Origin of the sequence: Streptomyces sp. NBC_00209, from assembly GCF_045206345.1 — a bacterium.
Lineage (GTDB): Bacteria > Actinomycetota > Actinomycetes > Streptomycetales > Streptomycetaceae > Streptomyces.
In genome coordinates, this window is the sequence record NZ_CP108121.1 from 4,004,043 (window position 1) to 4,020,132 (window position 16,090).

Below are 16,090 nucleotides of genomic sequence, written 5' to 3' on the forward strand. Positions count from 1 at the left end.
ACTGTGTTAGTTCTGAAATAACGAACAGCCGTGTTTTCATCCGGTGTTGGTTAATTTCATAGTGTTTCGGTGGTCATTGCGTTAGGGAAACGCCCGGTTACATTCCGAACCCGGAAGCTAAGCCTTTCAGCGCCGATGGTACTGCAGGGGGGACCCTGTGGGAGAGTAGGACGCCGCCGAACTCCTTTTAGGAAGAGCCCCGTGCCCTTGTGGCACGGGGCTTTTTCGCGTTCCGACCCTCTAAAGTCGTGCCATGCGCTACGAACTTGTCATCTTCGACAACGACGGTGTGCTCGTGGACAGCGAGCCGATCTCCAACACCATCCTGGCCGGCTACCTTACGGAGCTGGGCCACCCCACCACGTACGAGGAATCCCTGCGGGACTACATGGGGTCCGCCGTGCACCGCGTCCACGACCTCGTCCTGGAGCGGACCGGGACCAAGCTGCCCGAGGACTTCGACGTCACGCTCCACTCGCGGATCTTCGCCGCGTTCGAAGAGGAGTTGGAGCCGGTCCCCGGCGTGGACGAGCTGCTGGGCAAGCTGGTCGCCGACGGCGTCCCGTACTGCGTCGCCTCCTCCAGCAGCCACCAGCGCATCCGGGTCAGCCACCGGAAGACCGGGCTCGACCAGTGGTTCGAGGAGGAGTGGATCTTCAGCGCCGAGGACGTCGGCCGGGGCAAGCCGGCGCCCGACCTCTTCCTCCTCGCCGCCGAGCGCATGGGCGTCGCGCCCGAGCGGTGCGTCGTCATCGAGGACAGCCCGCTCGGGGTCGAGGCGGCGCGGGCGGCCGGCATGGACGTCTACGGGTTCGCGTCGATGATGCCCGCGGACCGGCTGAACGGTGTGACCGGGTATTTCTCCGACATGAGCCAGCTGCCGGAATTGCTTGCCTGACGCGTCTACCCACGGGTAGAAACTGGCTCTACGCTCGCCGCCATGACAGATGCACGGTTGCGGCACGGCAGGGCGTCCCTCGCGTTGAGCTTCTTCGTGCAGGGGGCCACCTTCGCCCTTCTGGTGACGCGGATCCCCGCGATCCAGGACCGGTACGGGATATCCGACGGCCTGCTGCCCGTGTTCCTCGCCGCCGTCCCGATCCTGGCCGGGGTGGGCAGTGTGCTCACCGAGAAGGCGGTCACCCGGGTACGGCCCCGGGTGGTCCTGCGGTGGACGCAGCCCGTCGTCCTCCTCGCGCTCCTCGGCGTCGGCGCCGGCAGCGAGCTCTGGCAGGCCGCCCTCGCGCTCGGGGTGTTCGGTCTGGCCGTCGGCGCGCTGGACGCGTCCATGAACATGATGGGCGTCAGCCTCCAGCGGGCGTACGGGCGCTCCATCATGCTCGGGTTCCACGCCGCGTACAGCCTGGGCGGGATCGCGGGGGCCTCGATGGCCTGGGCCGGGGCGCACTGGGACCTGTCGTTGCTGGTCTCGTACCTTCCGGCGGTCGTGGTGCTGCTGCCCGCGGCCTTCATCGGGAGCCGGTGGTACGTGGAGGGCGGCGAGGAGACACCGGAGAAGGGGGCGGCCGGTGTGGCCGGGGCGGTCTCCTTCCGGTTGCTGCTTCCCCTGTGCCTGGTCATGGCGTTCGCGTACATCGGGGACTCGACGGTCTCCAACTGGAGCGCGAAGTACCTCCAGGACGTCCTGGGCAGTTCGGAGCAGCTGTCCACCGTCCCGTACAACGTCTACATGGTGACGACGCTGCTGGGGCGGGCCGTCGGGGACCTCGGGGTGCGGCGGTTCGGGGCGGTGGCCGTGGTGCGGGGCGGGACCGTGCTCGCGGCCGGCGGGTTCGGCGTGGTGGCCCTGGCCGGCGGGGCGTGGACCGGGATGCTCGGGTTCACGCTGCTGGGGCTCGGGCTGTGCGTGATCGTGCCGCAGACCTTCGCGGCGGCCGGGCGGATGTTCCCCGGCGCGAGCGACACCGCGATCGCCCGGCTGAACATCTTCAACTACGTGGGCTTCCTCGTCGGATCCCCGCTCGTCGGGGCGCTCGGGGACGCCTGGAGCTACCGGGGCGCCATGCTCGTCCCGATGGTTCTGGTGCTGGCCACCCTCCTGTACGCCAAGTCGTTCGGCGCGGAACCCGCCCGATACGGTGGCGGGCATGAGCGGCCGCGCACAGCTGATGTGGGATGACGCAGTAACGGGCTACGACTTCGGGGAGAGCCACCCGATGGACCCCGTCAGGCTCGCCCTGACGATGGGCCTGGTGCGGGCGTTCGGCCTCGACCGGGCGGTCGACGTGGTCGCGGCCAAGCCGGCCGGGGACTCCACGCTGCGGCTCGTGCACCGCCCGGACTACGTGGCGGCGGTGAAGACCGCGTCCGCCGACCCCCGCTCGGCCGACCAGAAGTACGGCATCGGGACCGTGGACGACCCCGCGTTCGCCGGGATGCACGAGGTCTCCGCGCTGATCGCCGGGCAGTCCGTGGCCGCCGCCGAGGCGGTCTGGCGCGGCGAGACCCGGCACGCCGTGAACTTCACCGGCGGGCTGCACCACGCGATGCCCGGCGGCGCGGCCGGCTTCTGCGTGTACAACGACCCGGCGCTCGCCATCGCCCGGCTCCTGGAGCTGGGCGCCGAGCGCGTCGCGTACGTCGACGTCGACGTCCACCACGGCGACGGCGTGCAGGCGGCCTTCTGGGAGGACCCCCGCGTCCTGACGATCTCCCTGCACGAGCACCCCCGCACCCTGTTTCCGCAGACCGGCTGGCCGGAGGAGACCGGGGCCGGCCCCGGCGAGGGCGGGGCCGTCAATGTGGCGCTGCCCGCCGGGACCGGGGACGCGGGGTGGCTGCGGGCGTTCCACGCGGTGGTGCCCGAGCTGCTGGCGGACTTCCGGCCACAGGTCCTGGTGACCCAGCACGGGGCGGACACCCACTTCGAGGACCCCCTGGCGCACCTGGCGGTCTCGCTGGACGCGCAGCGCTCGGTGATGGCCGCGTGCCACGACCTGGCGCACACGTACGCGGACGACGGGCGCTGGGTGGTCCTCGGCGGGGGCGGTTACGCGGTGGTGGACGTGGTGCCCCGGTCCTGGACACACCTCGTGGGCATCGCCGCGCACGCCCCGGTGGACCCGGAGTCGGTGATCCCGTCGTCGTGGCGGGACGAGGTGTACGCGCGGACGCGGCAGTTGGGTCCGGCGCGGATGACGGACGGGCGGACGCCGTCGTGGTCGGCCTGGGAGGACGGGTACGACCCGGCGGACCGGCTGGACCAGGCGGTGCTCGCGACGCGGCGGGCGGCGTTCCCGCTGCGAGGGCTGCTGACCTGATCCGGGCACGGAGGGCCTGATCCGGGCACGGAGTGCTCGCGGGGTTACGGGGGTGAGTACGGTTTACGCCGACTGTGGGGCGTAATCGGGCTTTTGGCCCCTGGGCGGGCCGGTTCGGGCAGCATCGGTGGGGTGTTGAGCACCGGAGCGCTGCGTGCGCATCTGCTGGCGGCCCGGCTGGCCGGGCCCGTGGCCACCTCGCGTGAGGTGAGCCTGCGGAGTTATCGGCTGTTCGCGGCCAGGGACCCCCGGGTGACGCTCGGCCTCGACCCCGAACGGGGCTGGGACGAGCGCGAGTTACTGGAGCTGATGGCGGACAGGTGCGGGGTCTCGGACGATCCCGCGCATGTGTCCGGGCCCGATGTCATCGATCCGGAGCGGACGGTGGCGGGGCTCGACGCGTTCGCCGTACGGCTGGCGGAGGCGGCGGCCCGGCGGGTGCCGGTGCTGTTCGGGACCGGGCATCCGCATCGGCTGATCGGTTTCTACGCGGCGCTGGCAGACGCTTTGTCGTCGGCGGGCTGCCCCGTCCTCACCCCGGCACAGGGCCGATGTATCGACATAACGACTCGGTTTGGCGTACGTACGTACCACCTCGACTACGTACAGGGTGTCGCGCTGGTGCGTGAACCCGGCGCGGGGGCGGCCGGTGGTGGCACCGGCGCACACTCCCATTCGCCGCTGCCCGTACGGGTCGCGCTGGAGGCCGCCGCGGCCGGTCGCGGGCCCGTTCCGGAGCTGGTCGTCGGGGACCACGGATGGGTCTGCGGGGCAGGTCAGCTGGGCATCGAGGCGATCGGGCTGGCCGATACGGACGATCCCGCGCTGTTCGTCGGGGAGGCCGAGGGGCGGGTGGCGGTGGCGGTTCCGCTGGACGACGCCGTGCGGTCCGCGTACTACCTGCCGCTCACGCGCTATGTACTCAATCGGGCGTGTCTGTCACAGTAGCGGCCGATCGTCTCTCCTCTTCCCCACTCGCATCACCCGCCCCTAACCTGGGGAGTGAGCGCACAACGACGAAGAGTCACCGGAGGGGAAGCCGGTGCGCGTCTCGTGCGGAAGGTACAGGTGAGTCATGGCTGCTGACAGCGAGAGTCCTCTGAGCGAGGTCAAGTTTCTGACCGTGGCGGAAGTCGCCTCGGTCATGAGGGTGTCGAAGATGACCGTGTACCGCCTGGTGCACAGCGGTCATCTGCCGGCGATCCGGGTGGGCAGGTCCTTCCGGGTGCCGGAGCAAGCGGTTCACGCGTATCTGCGCGAGTCCTTCGTGGGGGTGGCATCGGCCTGACATTCCCCTCGGATTACGTCCCTCACGCGGTGGCGGGTAGGCTAGGCCGACGTAGGTCGTGTGGGCCCAGACGCCCCGCACCAGTGAAGAAGAAGTGAGCGAGGGTAGTCGTGGGCTCTGTTATCAAGAAGCGGCGCAAGCGGATGGCCAAGAAGAAGCACCGCAAGCTGCTCAAGCGCACGCGCGTTCAGCGTCGCAACAAGAAGTAAGCGAACGCAGTTCGTGAATCCGCAGCCCTCCCGCCGTTCCGGCGGGAGGGCTGCGGTGCTGTGTGCGGGGGTGCCCACCGGTTACGGTGACGTCCTGACCGACCGAATACGGGAGACCGACGGAAGGCGCTGATCTTGGGGAAGGCCGTGCTCGTCACGGGAGCGGCCCGGCAGCTGGGCGGCCGTTTCGTCCGGCGCGTCCAGCGCGATCCGGACGTGGAGCGGGTGATCGCCCTCGACGCGGTCGAGCCGGAACACGAACTGGGCGACGCCGTCTTCGTACGGGCGGACATCCGGGGGCCCGCCGTCGCCCGCGTGCTCGCCGACCACGACGTGGACACCGTCGTGCACCTGGACGTCAGCGGATTCGCGCTCGGGGCCCAGGGGCGTACGTCGGTCAAGGAGACCAACGTCATCGGGACCATGCAGCTGCTCGGCGCCTGCCAGAAGGCCCCGGCGGTGCAGCGGCTCGTGGTGAAGTCCAGCACCGGTGTGTACGGCTCGGCGCCCCGCGATCCGGCGGTGTTCCACGAGAACACCCCGCCCAAGTCGCTGCCCGGCGGCGGCTTCGCGAAGGACGCGGCCGAGGTCGAGGGGTACGTACGGGGCTTCGCCCGCCGCCGGCCGGACGTGGCCGTGTGCGTGCTGCGGTTCGCCAACATCCTGGGGCCCGACGCGGACTCGCCGCTCGCCGACTATCTGTCGCTGCCGGTGCTGCCGACGGTCTTCGGGTACGACCCCCGGCTCCAGTTCGTCCACGAGGACGATGTGCTGGACGTCCTGTCCATCGCGGCGAGCGAGCCCAGGCGCGGGACGCTGAACAGCGGCACGTTCAACATCGCGGGCGACGGCGTGCTGCTGCTCTCCCAGTGCGCGCGGCGGCTGGGGCGGCCGACGGTGCCGATGCTGCTGCCCGCGGTCACCTGGGTCGGACAGGCGCTGCGGGCGGTCGGCATGACGGACTTCTCGCCGGAGCAGATCCGGCTGCTCACCCATGGCAGGGTGGTCTCCACGGTCCAGATGCGCGAGACGCTGGGCTTCTCGCCCAGGTACACGACGGGGGAGACGTTCGCGGCCTTCGCGCGTAGCCGGGCGCCGGGCCTGCTGCCGCCCCGCGCGGTGGGCCGGGCCGTGGACCGCGTGGCCGAGGCCGTGCCCCGGATCGCCGGGCCCGGCTCCGGCGACGACACCCACCCGACCCCGAGCGCCAGGTAGAGGAGCGCAGCGACGATGGCGGATGCCAAGGTCATTCCGTTCGACGACGACCGTTCGCGGTCGGGGGGCGTGCCGCGCGCCGCGCGGCGGCGGACTCCGGTACGCGGCACGGGGTCGGTGAGCGCCCTGCCGGGGCAGGCGGATCCGGGCGAGCCCCAGGAGAGCCGTCAGGAGGGCACCCAGCGGGCCGGGGAAGCCGACCGGGGCCCCTGGGACCGCCGGATCGCGGGCGGGCTCGCCTTCCTGCGGCGGCGGGTCACCGGTGAGTACGACGTGGACGAGTTCGGCTACGACGAGGAGCTGACCGACCAGGTCCTGATGTCGCTGCTGCGGCCGGTGTACGAGAAGTACTTCCGGGTCGAGGTGAAGGGCGTCGAGAACATCCCGGCCGAGGGCGGGGCGCTCATCGTGTCCAACCACTCCGGGACGCTGCCGCTCGACGGGCTGATGCTGCAGGTCGCGGTGCACGACCACCACCCGGCGGACCGGCATCTGCGGTTGCTCGCGGCCGACCTGGTCTTCATGCTGCCCGTGGTCAACGAGCTGGCCCGGAAGGCGGGGCACACGCTGGCGTGCGCGGAGGACGCGGAACGGCTGCTGCGCCAGGGCGAGGTCGTCGGGGTGATGCCGGAGGGTTTCAAGGGGATCGGCAAGCCGTTCGGCGAGCGGTACAAGCTCCAGCGCTTCGGGCGGGGCGGCTTCGTGTCGACGGCGCTGCGGGCCGGGGTGCCGATCGTGCCGTGCTCGATCGTGGGCGCGGAGGAGATCTACCCGATGATCGGGAACGCGAAGACGCTGGCGCGGCTGCTGGGTTTCCCGTACTTCCCGATCACGCCGACGTTCCCCTGGCTGGGGCCGCTGGGGGCGGTGCCGCTGCCGACGAAGTGGACGATCCAGTTCGGTGAGCCGATCCCGACGGACGGCTATCCGCTGGAGGCGGCGGAGGACCCGATGCTGATGTTCAACCTGACGGACCAGGTGCGGGAGCAGATCCAGCACACGCTGTACAAGCTGCTGGTGCAGCGGCGGTCGGTCTTCTTCTGACGGCCGCCGCCGCACCGTGGGGCCGGGTCAGCCCTTCTCGTCCTCCGCGTCGATGCCGAGACCGCCGATGAGGCCCGGGAGCAGCGGCGGGATGGTGATGTCCGGCGACGGCGTCGAGCTCGGGGCCTCCTTCGACGGGCTCGTCGCGTCCGGCGACGGCGGGTCGAAGAGGCCGTCGGTGCCCCCGCCGATCAGGCCGCCGGCCGGGCTGGAACCGGCGTCCGAGGGGCGCGGCGAGGTGCTGGAGCCCGTATCGCCGTCCTCGTGGCGGCTGCTGGAGGACGAGGGCGACGGGGTGCGCGCGTCGGTGGACGGGTCCGCGCTGGTGCCCGTGGAGTCGGAGCGGCGGGACTCGGGGCCCCTCTCCGGGACGCGCGGGAACAGCGACTGGAGCGGCGCGACCTCTTCGTCTATGGCGTCGAAGACCGAACTGACCTGGTTGCCCACGTCGGTCAGCTGGACGGGGAGGCGGTCGCGGAGGCTGCTCCAGGTGTCGCGGTGGGAGCGGGAGAAGGAGTCCAGGGTCTGGATCGGACCGAGGGCGCCGTCCCGTTCGTACGCGGCGTGGAGGAGGCGGTGGCCCTCGGTGGCGTCGTGCGACATGCCGTTGAGGGTGCGCCTGATCTCGGCGAGCTGCTCGTGGTCGAGGTCGCCCGCGCGGGCGCGCTCCATGAGGCGGCGGGCCTCGCCGAGGCGCGTGGACGCCTGGTCGAGGAAGATCTCGCCGCGGTCGGTGTCGTCGCGGGTGAGGCCGAGGTGGAGGTCCTCCATGCCGCGCTTCAGGCCGTACAGCGAGTCACCGGGGAGGGCGTCGGAGCTGGCGGCGGCCACTCCGCCGAAGGCGCCGGCGGCCACCCCGACGGTGAGCCCGCCGGCGGCGAGGCCCTTGGTCCAGCGGGATCTGGGGCGCAGTTTGCGGAGCGGGGACGCGCGGTGGCTGCCCCTGCTCCGTTGTGAGGGCACCGTAGGGTCCGCGGACGCGCCTCCCTCGGCGAACATGGCTTCCATGGCGGCGACGAGCTGGGCTCGCTGCACCACTTTGACCTCGGGGTCCAATTGCGGCTTCGGTAGCTCACCGAGGCCGTTCGCCAGGGCCAACAGCGGTCCTCGGTCGGCCTGTTCGGCCGGGTCCTCGGGCTGTACGGCCGCCGCACCGCGGAGCGACTGCTCCTCCAGGGCCTGGGCGAAGGCGTTCGCCCGCCGGTGTGCCGAGACGTTTGCGATCACTGGCGGCACCTCCTCTCGTCATGACGGTCGACTCCCCTGGGGATCCGGAAGGTTGCACACCTTGAGCGCTTCCACACGAATGAGTGAGCGTCTGCGGACATGGTGTGACGACAGGGGGCCTGCAACCGGCACAACGAGTGGCTCGGCACTTGGGTTACGCACGAAAGATGATCGGACCAGTGCGTGATGAACGCATCGCCGGGACCGGCCCGGCGGGGGGAGCCGTCAGCGGGCATCGTCCGGGAGGAGCCGGGCGAGGGTGCGGACGGCACGGTACTGGAGGGTCTTGATCGCGCCCTCGTTCTTGCCCATGACGCGGGCGGTCTCGGCGACCGAGAGCCCTTGCAGGAAGCGCAGGGTCACGCACTCCTGCTGCTGGGGGTTGAGGCGGCGCACGGCCTGGAGGAGCGCCTCGTTGGAGAGGGATTCCAGGACGGAGTCCTCGGGGCTGCGCGCGACCTCGTTGGCGTCGAGCATTTCGCCGGTGGTCACTTCCAGCCGGAAACGACTGGATTTGAAGTGGTCGGCGACCAGGTTGCGCGCGATCGTGACCAGCCAGGCGCCGAAGTCGCGGCCCTGCCAGGTGAAGGTCGAGATGCGGCGCAGGGCGCGCAGGAAGGTCTCGCTGGTGAGGTCCTCCGCCGTCGCCTTGCTGCCCACGCGGTAGTAGATGTACCGGTAGACCGTGTCGCTGTACTGGTCGTAGAGGCGTCCGAAGGCGTCGGCCTCGCCGGCCTGGGCGCGCTCGACGAGCTCCATCATGCGCGCGCTGTCGCTGTCGGCGGCGGGCCGCCGCACCGGGGCGGCGCTGGTCGCCGCCCCGCGGGTGCCGCGTCTCCCCACCGCCGCGGCGCGTTCGGCCAGGGCGTAGCAGGGGCCGGCAGGTGCAGGGGTGGCGAATGCGGGTACGGCGTACGCGGTGGGGACGAAGCCGCGCATGCGTTCGGCTACTGATGCGCGCAGCGTAGCCAGGCCCGAGGCGTCAACCCCGACGTGTGGGTACACGGGACTCCCAGAGGCAGAGCTTCCATCACGAGCAGTGCGAAACCATCACTCGTCGTAGTGAGTGGCGGGTCCGGAATGCGTCTGAGGAGAATAACGCTTCGTACAGGCCGCGCTACGCCCAGTTGCGCAAATCACCGGTTGCGTCGCTTCCGTGCCAACTTTTCGACGCATCAAGTCACAGGTCGTGATCGCTTGTTGATCGAATTGCTTCGGAATCTGTCTGCGGGGGCGACGGGTTGTGGCCGGTGAAAGGGTGTGCCGTGTTGACGCACGCGGACGCGGAGAGTCAGCGGACGCGGAGAGTCAGCGGACGCGGCGGCGAGTCAGCGGCGGCGGCGGTGCAGGGCGACGGCCGCGGCCGTGCCGCCCGCGAGGGCGCCGACCCCGGCGGCGGCCGGGATGCCGACCTTGGCCGCCTTGCGGCCGGTGCGGTAGTCGCGCAGCCGCCAGTCGCGGGCGCGGGCGTGCTTGCGGAGCTTGGTGTCCGGGTTGATCGCGTACGGGTGGCCCACCAGCGACAGCATCGGGATGTCGTTGTGCGAGTCGCTGTACGCGGCGCAGCGCGCCAGGTCCAGGCCCTCCGCCGCCGCCAGGGCGCGGACCGCCTCGGCCTTCGCGGGGCCGTGCAGGGGTTCGCCGACCAGGCGTCCGGTGTAGACCCCGTCGACCGATTCGGCGACCGTGCCGAGCGCCCCGGTCAGGCCGAGCCGGCGGGCGATGATCGTGGCGGTCTCCACCGGGGCGGCGGTGACCAGCCAGACCCGCTGGCCGGCGTCCAGGTGGGCCTGGGCCAGGGCGCGGGTGCCGGGCCAGATGCGGTCGGCCATGTACTCGTCGTAGATCTCCTCGCCGATGGACATCAGCTCGGAGACGCGGTGGCCCTTGACGATGGACAGCGCGCTGTCGCGGGCGTCCTGCATGTGCTCCGGATCCTCGACGCCGGCCAGCCGGAACCACGCCTGCTGCCAGGCGAACCGGGTGAGCTCGCGGCGCTCGAAGAACTTCCGCTTGTACAGGCCGCGGCCGAAGTGGAAGAGCGCGGCGCCCTGCATCACGGTGTTGTCGAGATCGAAGAAGGCGGCGGCCCGTTCATCGCCGACGACGGGGAACTCCGGCTCCTCCGGTTCGGCGCGCTCCGGCTCGTCCTCGACGGCGGATTCGGCTTCGAGCGAGGACTTCCGCGCGGCCTCAGCCGCCGCCTCGCCCGCCAGCACACTGCGAGCCGTGGCGGAACGCCTGCGGGGGGTGAGCCATCCAAGAGCGGCCATGCGGTCGAGCATAGCCAGTCGGCCCGGCCGTTCCGGTTCCACCGTGGTGCCGCGGTGTGAACTCCTGGTGTCCGAGCACTCCCGGACGGGGTCGAGAATAAGAGGTATGAGTGCCTTGCTGCGCCGTAGGAAGAAGAGTCCCGCCGAGCGCGTGGTGACCCTGGTGGGGAAGCCCGGCTGTCACCTCTGTGACGACGCCCGCGCGGTGGTCCGGGCGGTCTGCGAGGAGACCGGTGCCGCCTGGGAGGAGAAGGACATCACCCAGGACGAGGAGCTGTACCGGGAGTACTGGGAGCAGATCCCCGTCGTGCTCGTGGACAACGAACAGCACACGTTCTGGCGGGTCGACCCGGCGAGACTGCGCAGCGCGCTGCTTTCCTGAGGGAAACCCGGTTACCATCGTGGGCGTTTTGAGTGGTCTCGGGGGCGTAGCTGTGAGGAGTGTGTGCTGCTTTGCCCCCTTCGGGCCTGCAACGGGCTGATGCGATCCATGGTTCCTGGATCGCACGACGGATGTGCGTGACCCCGGTCACTTTGACCGGACAAACCGGACACAATCTTTGTGCACGCGTTCACAAAGACATAGCCTGCATTCGACGGGGCGGTCTTGGGACATACGGCCGCCTAAAGCCCCGCTCATCCCGCAGGAGCACCGTGGCAACTGGCCGAAATCACCGACCGGCGACCCGTAGCCGAGGAATTCCCGAGGCCACCGTCGCCCGACTTCCGCTGTATCTCCGCGCGCTGACCGCGCTCTCCGAGCGCTCGGTCCCCACGGTCTCCTCCGAGGAGCTCGCCGCGGCGGCGGGGGTCAACTCCGCGAAGCTGCGCAAGGACTTCAGCTATCTCGGCTCGTACGGGACGCGCGGCGTCGGCTACGACGTCGAGTATCTCGTCTACCAGATCTCGCGCGAGCTCGGCCTCACCCAGGACTGGCCGGTCGCCATCGTCGGCATCGGAAACCTCGGCGCGGCCCTCGCCAACTACGGCGGCTTCGCATCCCGCGGCTTCCGCGTCGCCGCGCTCATCGACGCCGACCCGGCGATGGCCGGTACGCCCGTCGCGGGCATCCCCGTCCAGCACGCCGACGACCTCGACCGCATCATCAGCGAGAACGGCGTCTCCATCGGCGTGATCACCACCCCGCCCGGCGCCGCCCAGCAGGTGTGCGACCGGCTCGTCGCCGCCGGTGTCACCTCGATCCTGAACTTCGCGCCGACCGTCCTCTCCGTGCCCGAGGGTGTCGACGTGCGCAAGGTGGACCTCTCCATCGAGCTCCAGATCCTCGCCTTCCACGAGCAGCGCAAGGCCGGTGAGGAGGGCGTCGACACCACGCCCGACCCGGCCGCGCCGCCCGTACGCGCCACCACCAACCGGAAGGGACCCGACGGGGACATGCCCGCCGTGATGCCGGCATGAGCCTGCTCCTCGTGGGTCTGAGCCACCGCAGCGCCCCCGTCTCCGTACTGGAACGCGCCTCGCTGGCCGCCGACACCCAGGCCAAGCTGCTCCAGGACACCCTGGCGGCCGAGCCCGCCGCCGAGGCCACCGTCCTCGCCACCTGCAACCGCATCGAGCTGTACGCCGACGTGGACAAGTTCCACGCGGGCGTCGCCGAGCTCTCCACGCTCCTCGCCCAGCACAGCGGTGTCGGGCTGGACGAGCTCACTCCGTATCTCTACGTGCACTACGAGGACCGGGCCGTCCACCACCTGTTCTCGGTGGCCTGCGGGCTCGACTCGATGGTCGTCGGCGAGGGCCAGATCCTCGGCCAGATCAAGGACGCGCTCGCCCTCGGCCAGGAACTGCACACCGCGGGCCGACTGCTCAACGACCTCTTCCAGCAGGCCCTGCGCGTCGGCAAGCGCGCCCACAGCGAGACCGGGATCGACCGGGCCGGGCAGTCGCTCGTCACCTTCGGCCTGGAACAGCTCGCCGACGGCCCCGACACCGCCGCCTGGGCCAAGGGCAAGCGCGCCCTCGTCATCGGCGCCGGCTCCATGTCCTCGCTGGCCGCCGCGACGCTGGCCCGCTCCGGCGTCGCCGAGATCGCCGTCGCCAACCGCACCCGGGCCCGCGCCGACCGCCTGGTCGAGATCCTGAACCAGCCCGGCGGTACGGGGGTGCGCGCCCGGGCCGTGGAGATGGCCGAGGTCACCGGCGAACTGACACGTGCCGACATCGCCGTCTCCTGCACCGGCGCCACCGGACTCGTGCTCACCGCCGAGACCGTCGCCGGGGCGATCGGCCTGGACCACGTGCCCGATCCGGCGAGCGGCCTGATCCCGGCGCAGTCCACCGGACCCGAGCGCCTGGCGCTGCTGGACCTCGCCATGCCGCGCGACATCGACGTGGCGGCCGGCCGCCTCGACGGTGTGCGCCTCGTCGACATCGAGTCGCTCGCGGAGGCGTCGGCCGACGCCCCGATGGCCGCCGATGTGGACCGGGTGCGCACCATCGTCGCCGACGAGGTCGCCGCCTTCGGGGCCGCCCAGCGCGCCGCCCACATCACCCCGACCGTCGTCGCCCTGCGCACGATGGCCGCCGGCGTGGTGGCGGACGAGATCGCCCGGCTGGACGGACGCCTCCCCGACCTGGACGAGAAGCAGCGCGCCGAGATCACGCAGACCGTGCGCCGCGTGGTCGACAAGCTCCTGCACGCGCCCACCGTGCGGGTCAAACAGCTCGCCAGCGAGCCCGGCGGCGCCGGGTACGCGGACGCGCTGCGTGAACTCTTCGACCTCGACCCGCAGACGGTCGCCGCCGTCTCCCGGGCAGACCTGAACGACCCGAATCGAGGGCGGTCATGACCGACAACTCACCCCTGCGACTGGGGACCAGGCGATCCAAGCTCGCCATGGCCCAGTCCGGCCACGTCGCCGATGCGGTCAGCGAGGTGACCGGGCGCGCCGTCGAACTCGTGGAGATCACCACGTACGGGGACACCTCCCGGGAGCACCTGGCGCAGATCGGCGGGACCGGCGTGTTCGTCGCCGCGCTGCGCGACGCGCTGCTGCGCGGCGAGGTGGACTTCGCCGTCCACTCGCTCAAGGACCTGCCGACCGCGCAGCCCGAGGGCCTGGTGCTGGCCGCGGTGCCGGTGCGCGAGGACCCGCGCGACGTGCTGATCGCCCGGGACGGGCTGACCTTCGCGGAGCTGCCGCCCGGCGCCCGCGTCGGCACCGGCTCACCGCGCCGCATGGCCCAGCTCAACGCGTACGCCCGAAGCCACGGCCTCGACATCGAGACCGTTCCGATCCGCGGCAACGTCGACACCCGGATCGGGTTCGTACGCGACGGCGAGCTGGACGCGGTGGTTCTCGCCGCGGCCGGGCTCAGCCGTCTGGGCCGCAGCGGTGAGGTGACCGACTTCCTGTCGGTCGACACCGTGCTGCCCGCTCCCGGCCAGGGAGCACTGGCGATCGAGTGCGCTGCAGGCAGCGCCGACCTCGCCGCCGCGCTCGCCGAGCTCGACGACCCGTACACCCGGGCCGCCGTGACCGCCGAGCGTGCCCTGCTCGCCGCCCTGGAGGCCGGCTGCTCCGCACCCGTGGGTGCGCTGGCCGACCTCCTGGCCGACGGTCAGGCTGTCAACGAACTGCGCCTGCGCGGTGTCGTCGGTTCCACCGACGGTGCCTCGCTGGTGCAGATGTCCACCACCGGTCCCGTTCCCACGTCGCACGACGACGCGGCGGCGATCGGTCGCGAACTCGCGGCCGACATGCTTGCCAAGGGTGCGGCCGGTCTTATGGGGGAGCGAGCACTTTGAGCCCCACCGGCCCCGCCGTATCCGATTTCCCGGTCCACTCCGCAGGGCACGTCACCTTCCTCGGCGCCGGTCCCGGCGACCCGGGACTGCTGACCCTGCGCGCCGTCGAGGCGCTCGCGAGCGCGGACGTCCTTGTCGCCGAACCGGATGTTCTCGGCGTCGTCCGCTGCCATGCGCGGGCAGGGGTAAGTACCCCTGAACTGACGGTTGTTGACGCGCAGTCAACAGCCGCCGGAGTGCCCGTTCTCAGGGATGCGGCCAATCTTGTCATGGAGGCCGCGAAGGGCGGCAGGCGGGTCGTCCGTGCCGTGGCCGGAGACCCCGGCCTGGACGGGAACGCCGCCGCCGAGATGCTGGCCTGCGCCTCCGCCGGCATCCCCTTCGAGGTCGTCCCGGGCGTCGCGAACGCCGTCGGGGTGCCCGCGTACGCCGGGGTGCCGCTGCGGGACGCGCAGGGCGCGGACGTACGGTTCGTCGACGCCCGTACGGCCACCGACCGCTGCTGGAGCGAGGTCGGCGCGAGCGACGGCACGTGCGTCATCTCGACGTCGCTCGACGCGGTGGCCGCCGCCGCCGGTGAGCTGGTCGCGGCGGGCCGCAAGCCCGACACCCCGCTGACCGTGACGGCCGGGGGCACGACGACGCGCCAGCGCACCTGGACGGCGACCCTCGGCACGATCGCCCAGGTCTTCAAGCAGGGCAAGGTGCTTCCCTCGCCGGAGGGGCACCAGCCGGTCATAGCCGTGGTCGGGGAGCGCAGCTCCGCCGCCCAGCGCGACCAGCTCGCGTGGTTCGAGTCCAAGCCGATGTTCGGCTGGAAGGTCCTCGTGCCGCGTACGAAGGAGCAGGCGGCCTCGCTTTCCGACCAGCTGCGGTCCTACGGCGCCGTGCCGCACGAGGTGCCGACGATCGCCGTCGAGCCGCCGCGTACGCCCCAGCAGATGGAGCGGGCGGTCAAGGGCCTGGTCACCGGCCGGTACGAGTGGATCGCCTTCACCAGCGTCAACGCCGTGAAGGCCGTCCGGGAGAAGTTCGAGGAGTACGGGCTCGACGCCCGGGCCTTCGCGGGGATCAAGGTCGCCGCGGTCGGCGAGCAGACCGCCGCCGCGCTGATCGACTTCGGCGTGAAGCCGGACCTGGTGCCGTCGGGCGAGCAGTCCGCCGCCGGGCTCCTTGAGGACTGGCCGCCGTACGACCCGGTCTTCGACCCGATCGACCGCGTCTTCCTGCCGCGCGCCGACATCGCCACCGAGACCCTGGTGGCCGGGCTGATCGAGCTCGGCTGGGAGGTGGACGACGTCACCGCGTACCGCACGGTCCGCGCCTCGCCGCCGCCCGCGGAGACCCGCGAGGCGATCAAGGGCGGCGGCTTCGACGCGGTGCTCTTCACCTCGTCCTCGACCGTGCGCAACCTGGTCGGCATCGCGGGCAAGCCGCACAACGTGACGGTCATCGCCTGCATCGGCCCCGCCACGGCGAAGACCGCCGAGGAGCACGGGCTGCGGGTGGACGTCCTGTCGCCGGAGCCCTCGGTGCACAAGCTGGCCGAGGCGCTGGCGGAGTTCGGCGCGCGGCGCCGGGACGCGGCGCGGGAGGCCGGTGACCCGGTGACCCGTCCCAGCGAGCGGCGTCCGGGTGCGCGCAGACGGCGTACGACGACCTGATCCGGTGCTGTGAAGCGGGGCCCGTCCGTCTCTTCGTGAGGCGGGCGGGCCCCGCTGCTTTCCGGGCTCTTTCCCGGCTCTTTCCCGGCACCGGTGTCGGTAAGAGCGTGGGGCGCGCGG

Annotated in this window: 16 protein-coding genes and 1 rRNA gene; 14 read left to right on the forward strand and 3 right to left on the reverse strand. The window is 71.4% G+C overall.

The features are described 5' to 3' along the window. Positions 1–65: 65 nt before the first annotated feature. From rrf to OG867_RS18190, 9 genes are all read left to right on the forward strand, one after another. A 5S ribosomal RNA gene (gene rrf / locus OG867_RS18150) occupies positions 66–182 on the forward strand. Between the two features lie 71 nt (positions 183–253). After that, positions 254–898 (forward strand): HAD family hydrolase, encoded by a 645-nt coding sequence (locus OG867_RS18155; RefSeq protein ID WP_406286625.1) that lies wholly within the window; start codon positions 254–256, stop codon positions 896–898. A 42-nt stretch (positions 899–940) separates the two neighbouring features. After that, complete coding sequence (locus OG867_RS18160) at positions 941–2,140, forward strand: MFS transporter (RefSeq protein ID WP_406286627.1); 1,200 nt, start codon at positions 941–943, stop codon at positions 2,138–2,140. Next, positions 2,109–3,281 carry an acetoin utilization protein AcuC gene (locus OG867_RS18165; protein WP_406286629.1) on the forward strand — a complete coding sequence of 391 codons (1,173 nt, stop codon included), beginning with the start codon at positions 2,109–2,111 and terminating at the stop codon, positions 3,279–3,281. Before OG867_RS18160 ends, OG867_RS18165 begins: the two co-directional genes overlap by 32 nt. A gap of 132 nt (positions 3,282–3,413) precedes the next feature. Next, positions 3,414–4,229, forward strand: coding sequence for a phosphatase (locus OG867_RS18170; protein WP_406286631.1), 816 nt, complete (start codon positions 3,414–3,416; stop codon positions 4,227–4,229). Between the two features lie 127 nt (positions 4,230–4,356). Then, the gene (locus tag OG867_RS18175) at positions 4,357–4,569 is read left to right on the forward strand and encodes a helix-turn-helix domain-containing protein (protein WP_328900808.1); all 213 of its coding nucleotides are present in this window, start codon (positions 4,357–4,359) and stop codon (positions 4,567–4,569) included. A gap of 110 nt (positions 4,570–4,679) precedes the next feature. After that, positions 4,680–4,778, forward strand: a complete 99-nt coding sequence (locus OG867_RS18180) for a 30S ribosomal protein bS22 (RefSeq protein ID WP_003948845.1) — start codon at positions 4,680–4,682, stop codon at positions 4,776–4,778. A gap of 135 nt (positions 4,779–4,913) precedes the next feature. After that, the gene (locus OG867_RS18185; RefSeq protein WP_328900807.1) at positions 4,914–5,993 is read left to right on the forward strand and encodes an NAD-dependent epimerase/dehydratase family protein; all 1,080 of its coding nucleotides are present in this window, start codon (positions 4,914–4,916) and stop codon (positions 5,991–5,993) included. 15 nt (positions 5,994–6,008) lie between these two features. Then, entirely contained in the window at positions 6,009–7,037 is a 1,029-nt protein-coding gene (locus OG867_RS18190; RefSeq protein WP_328900806.1) for a lysophospholipid acyltransferase family protein, read from the forward strand. A 27-nt stretch (positions 7,038–7,064) separates the two neighbouring features. Here the strand turns inward: OG867_RS18190 and OG867_RS18195 are convergent, their stop codons facing one another. The 3 genes from OG867_RS18195 to OG867_RS18205 form a co-directional block, all read right to left on the reverse strand. Further along, entirely contained in the window at positions 7,065–8,264 is a 1,200-nt protein-coding gene (locus OG867_RS18195) for a DUF5667 domain-containing protein (protein ID WP_328900805.1), read from the reverse strand. 225 nt (positions 8,265–8,489) lie between these two features. After that, the gene (locus OG867_RS18200) at positions 8,490–9,269 is read right to left on the reverse strand and encodes an ECF subfamily RNA polymerase sigma factor, BldN family (RefSeq protein ID WP_328900804.1); all 780 of its coding nucleotides are present in this window, start codon (positions 9,267–9,269) and stop codon (positions 8,490–8,492) included. A 323-nt stretch (positions 9,270–9,592) separates the two neighbouring features. Next, positions 9,593–10,537: an HAD family hydrolase gene (locus OG867_RS18205; RefSeq protein WP_406286635.1), complete on the reverse strand. Its 945-nt coding sequence runs from the start codon at positions 10,535–10,537 to the stop codon at positions 9,593–9,595. Positions 10,538–10,643: 106 nt separating this feature from the next. On the opposite strand from OG867_RS18205, the gene OG867_RS18210 reads away from it, so the two are divergent. The 5 genes from OG867_RS18210 to OG867_RS18230 all read left to right on the forward strand — a co-directional run bounded on the left by OG867_RS18210 (position 10,644) and on the right by OG867_RS18230 (position 15,970). Continuing rightward, positions 10,644–10,919 (forward strand): glutaredoxin family protein, encoded by a 276-nt coding sequence (locus OG867_RS18210; RefSeq protein WP_328900802.1) that lies wholly within the window; start codon positions 10,644–10,646, stop codon positions 10,917–10,919. Positions 10,920–11,191: 272 nt separating this feature from the next. Next, positions 11,192–11,956 carry a redox-sensing transcriptional repressor Rex gene (locus OG867_RS18215; protein WP_328900801.1) on the forward strand — a complete coding sequence of 255 codons (765 nt, stop codon included), beginning with the start codon at positions 11,192–11,194 and terminating at the stop codon, positions 11,954–11,956. Beyond that, a complete protein-coding gene (locus OG867_RS18220) occupies positions 11,953–13,347 on the forward strand; it encodes a glutamyl-tRNA reductase (protein WP_328900800.1) in 1,395 nt (464 codons plus the stop codon). The genes OG867_RS18215 and OG867_RS18220 overlap by 4 nt, the downstream gene beginning before the upstream one ends. Beyond that, complete coding sequence (gene hemC / locus OG867_RS18225; protein ID WP_406286639.1) at positions 13,344–14,306, forward strand: hydroxymethylbilane synthase; 963 nt, start codon at positions 13,344–13,346, stop codon at positions 14,304–14,306. The genes OG867_RS18220 and hemC overlap by 4 nt, the downstream gene beginning before the upstream one ends. Beyond that, complete coding sequence (locus tag OG867_RS18230; protein ID WP_406286642.1) at positions 14,303–15,970, forward strand: uroporphyrinogen-III synthase; 1,668 nt, start codon at positions 14,303–14,305, stop codon at positions 15,968–15,970. Before hemC ends, OG867_RS18230 begins: the two co-directional genes overlap by 4 nt. Positions 15,971–16,090: the final 120 nt, after the last annotated feature.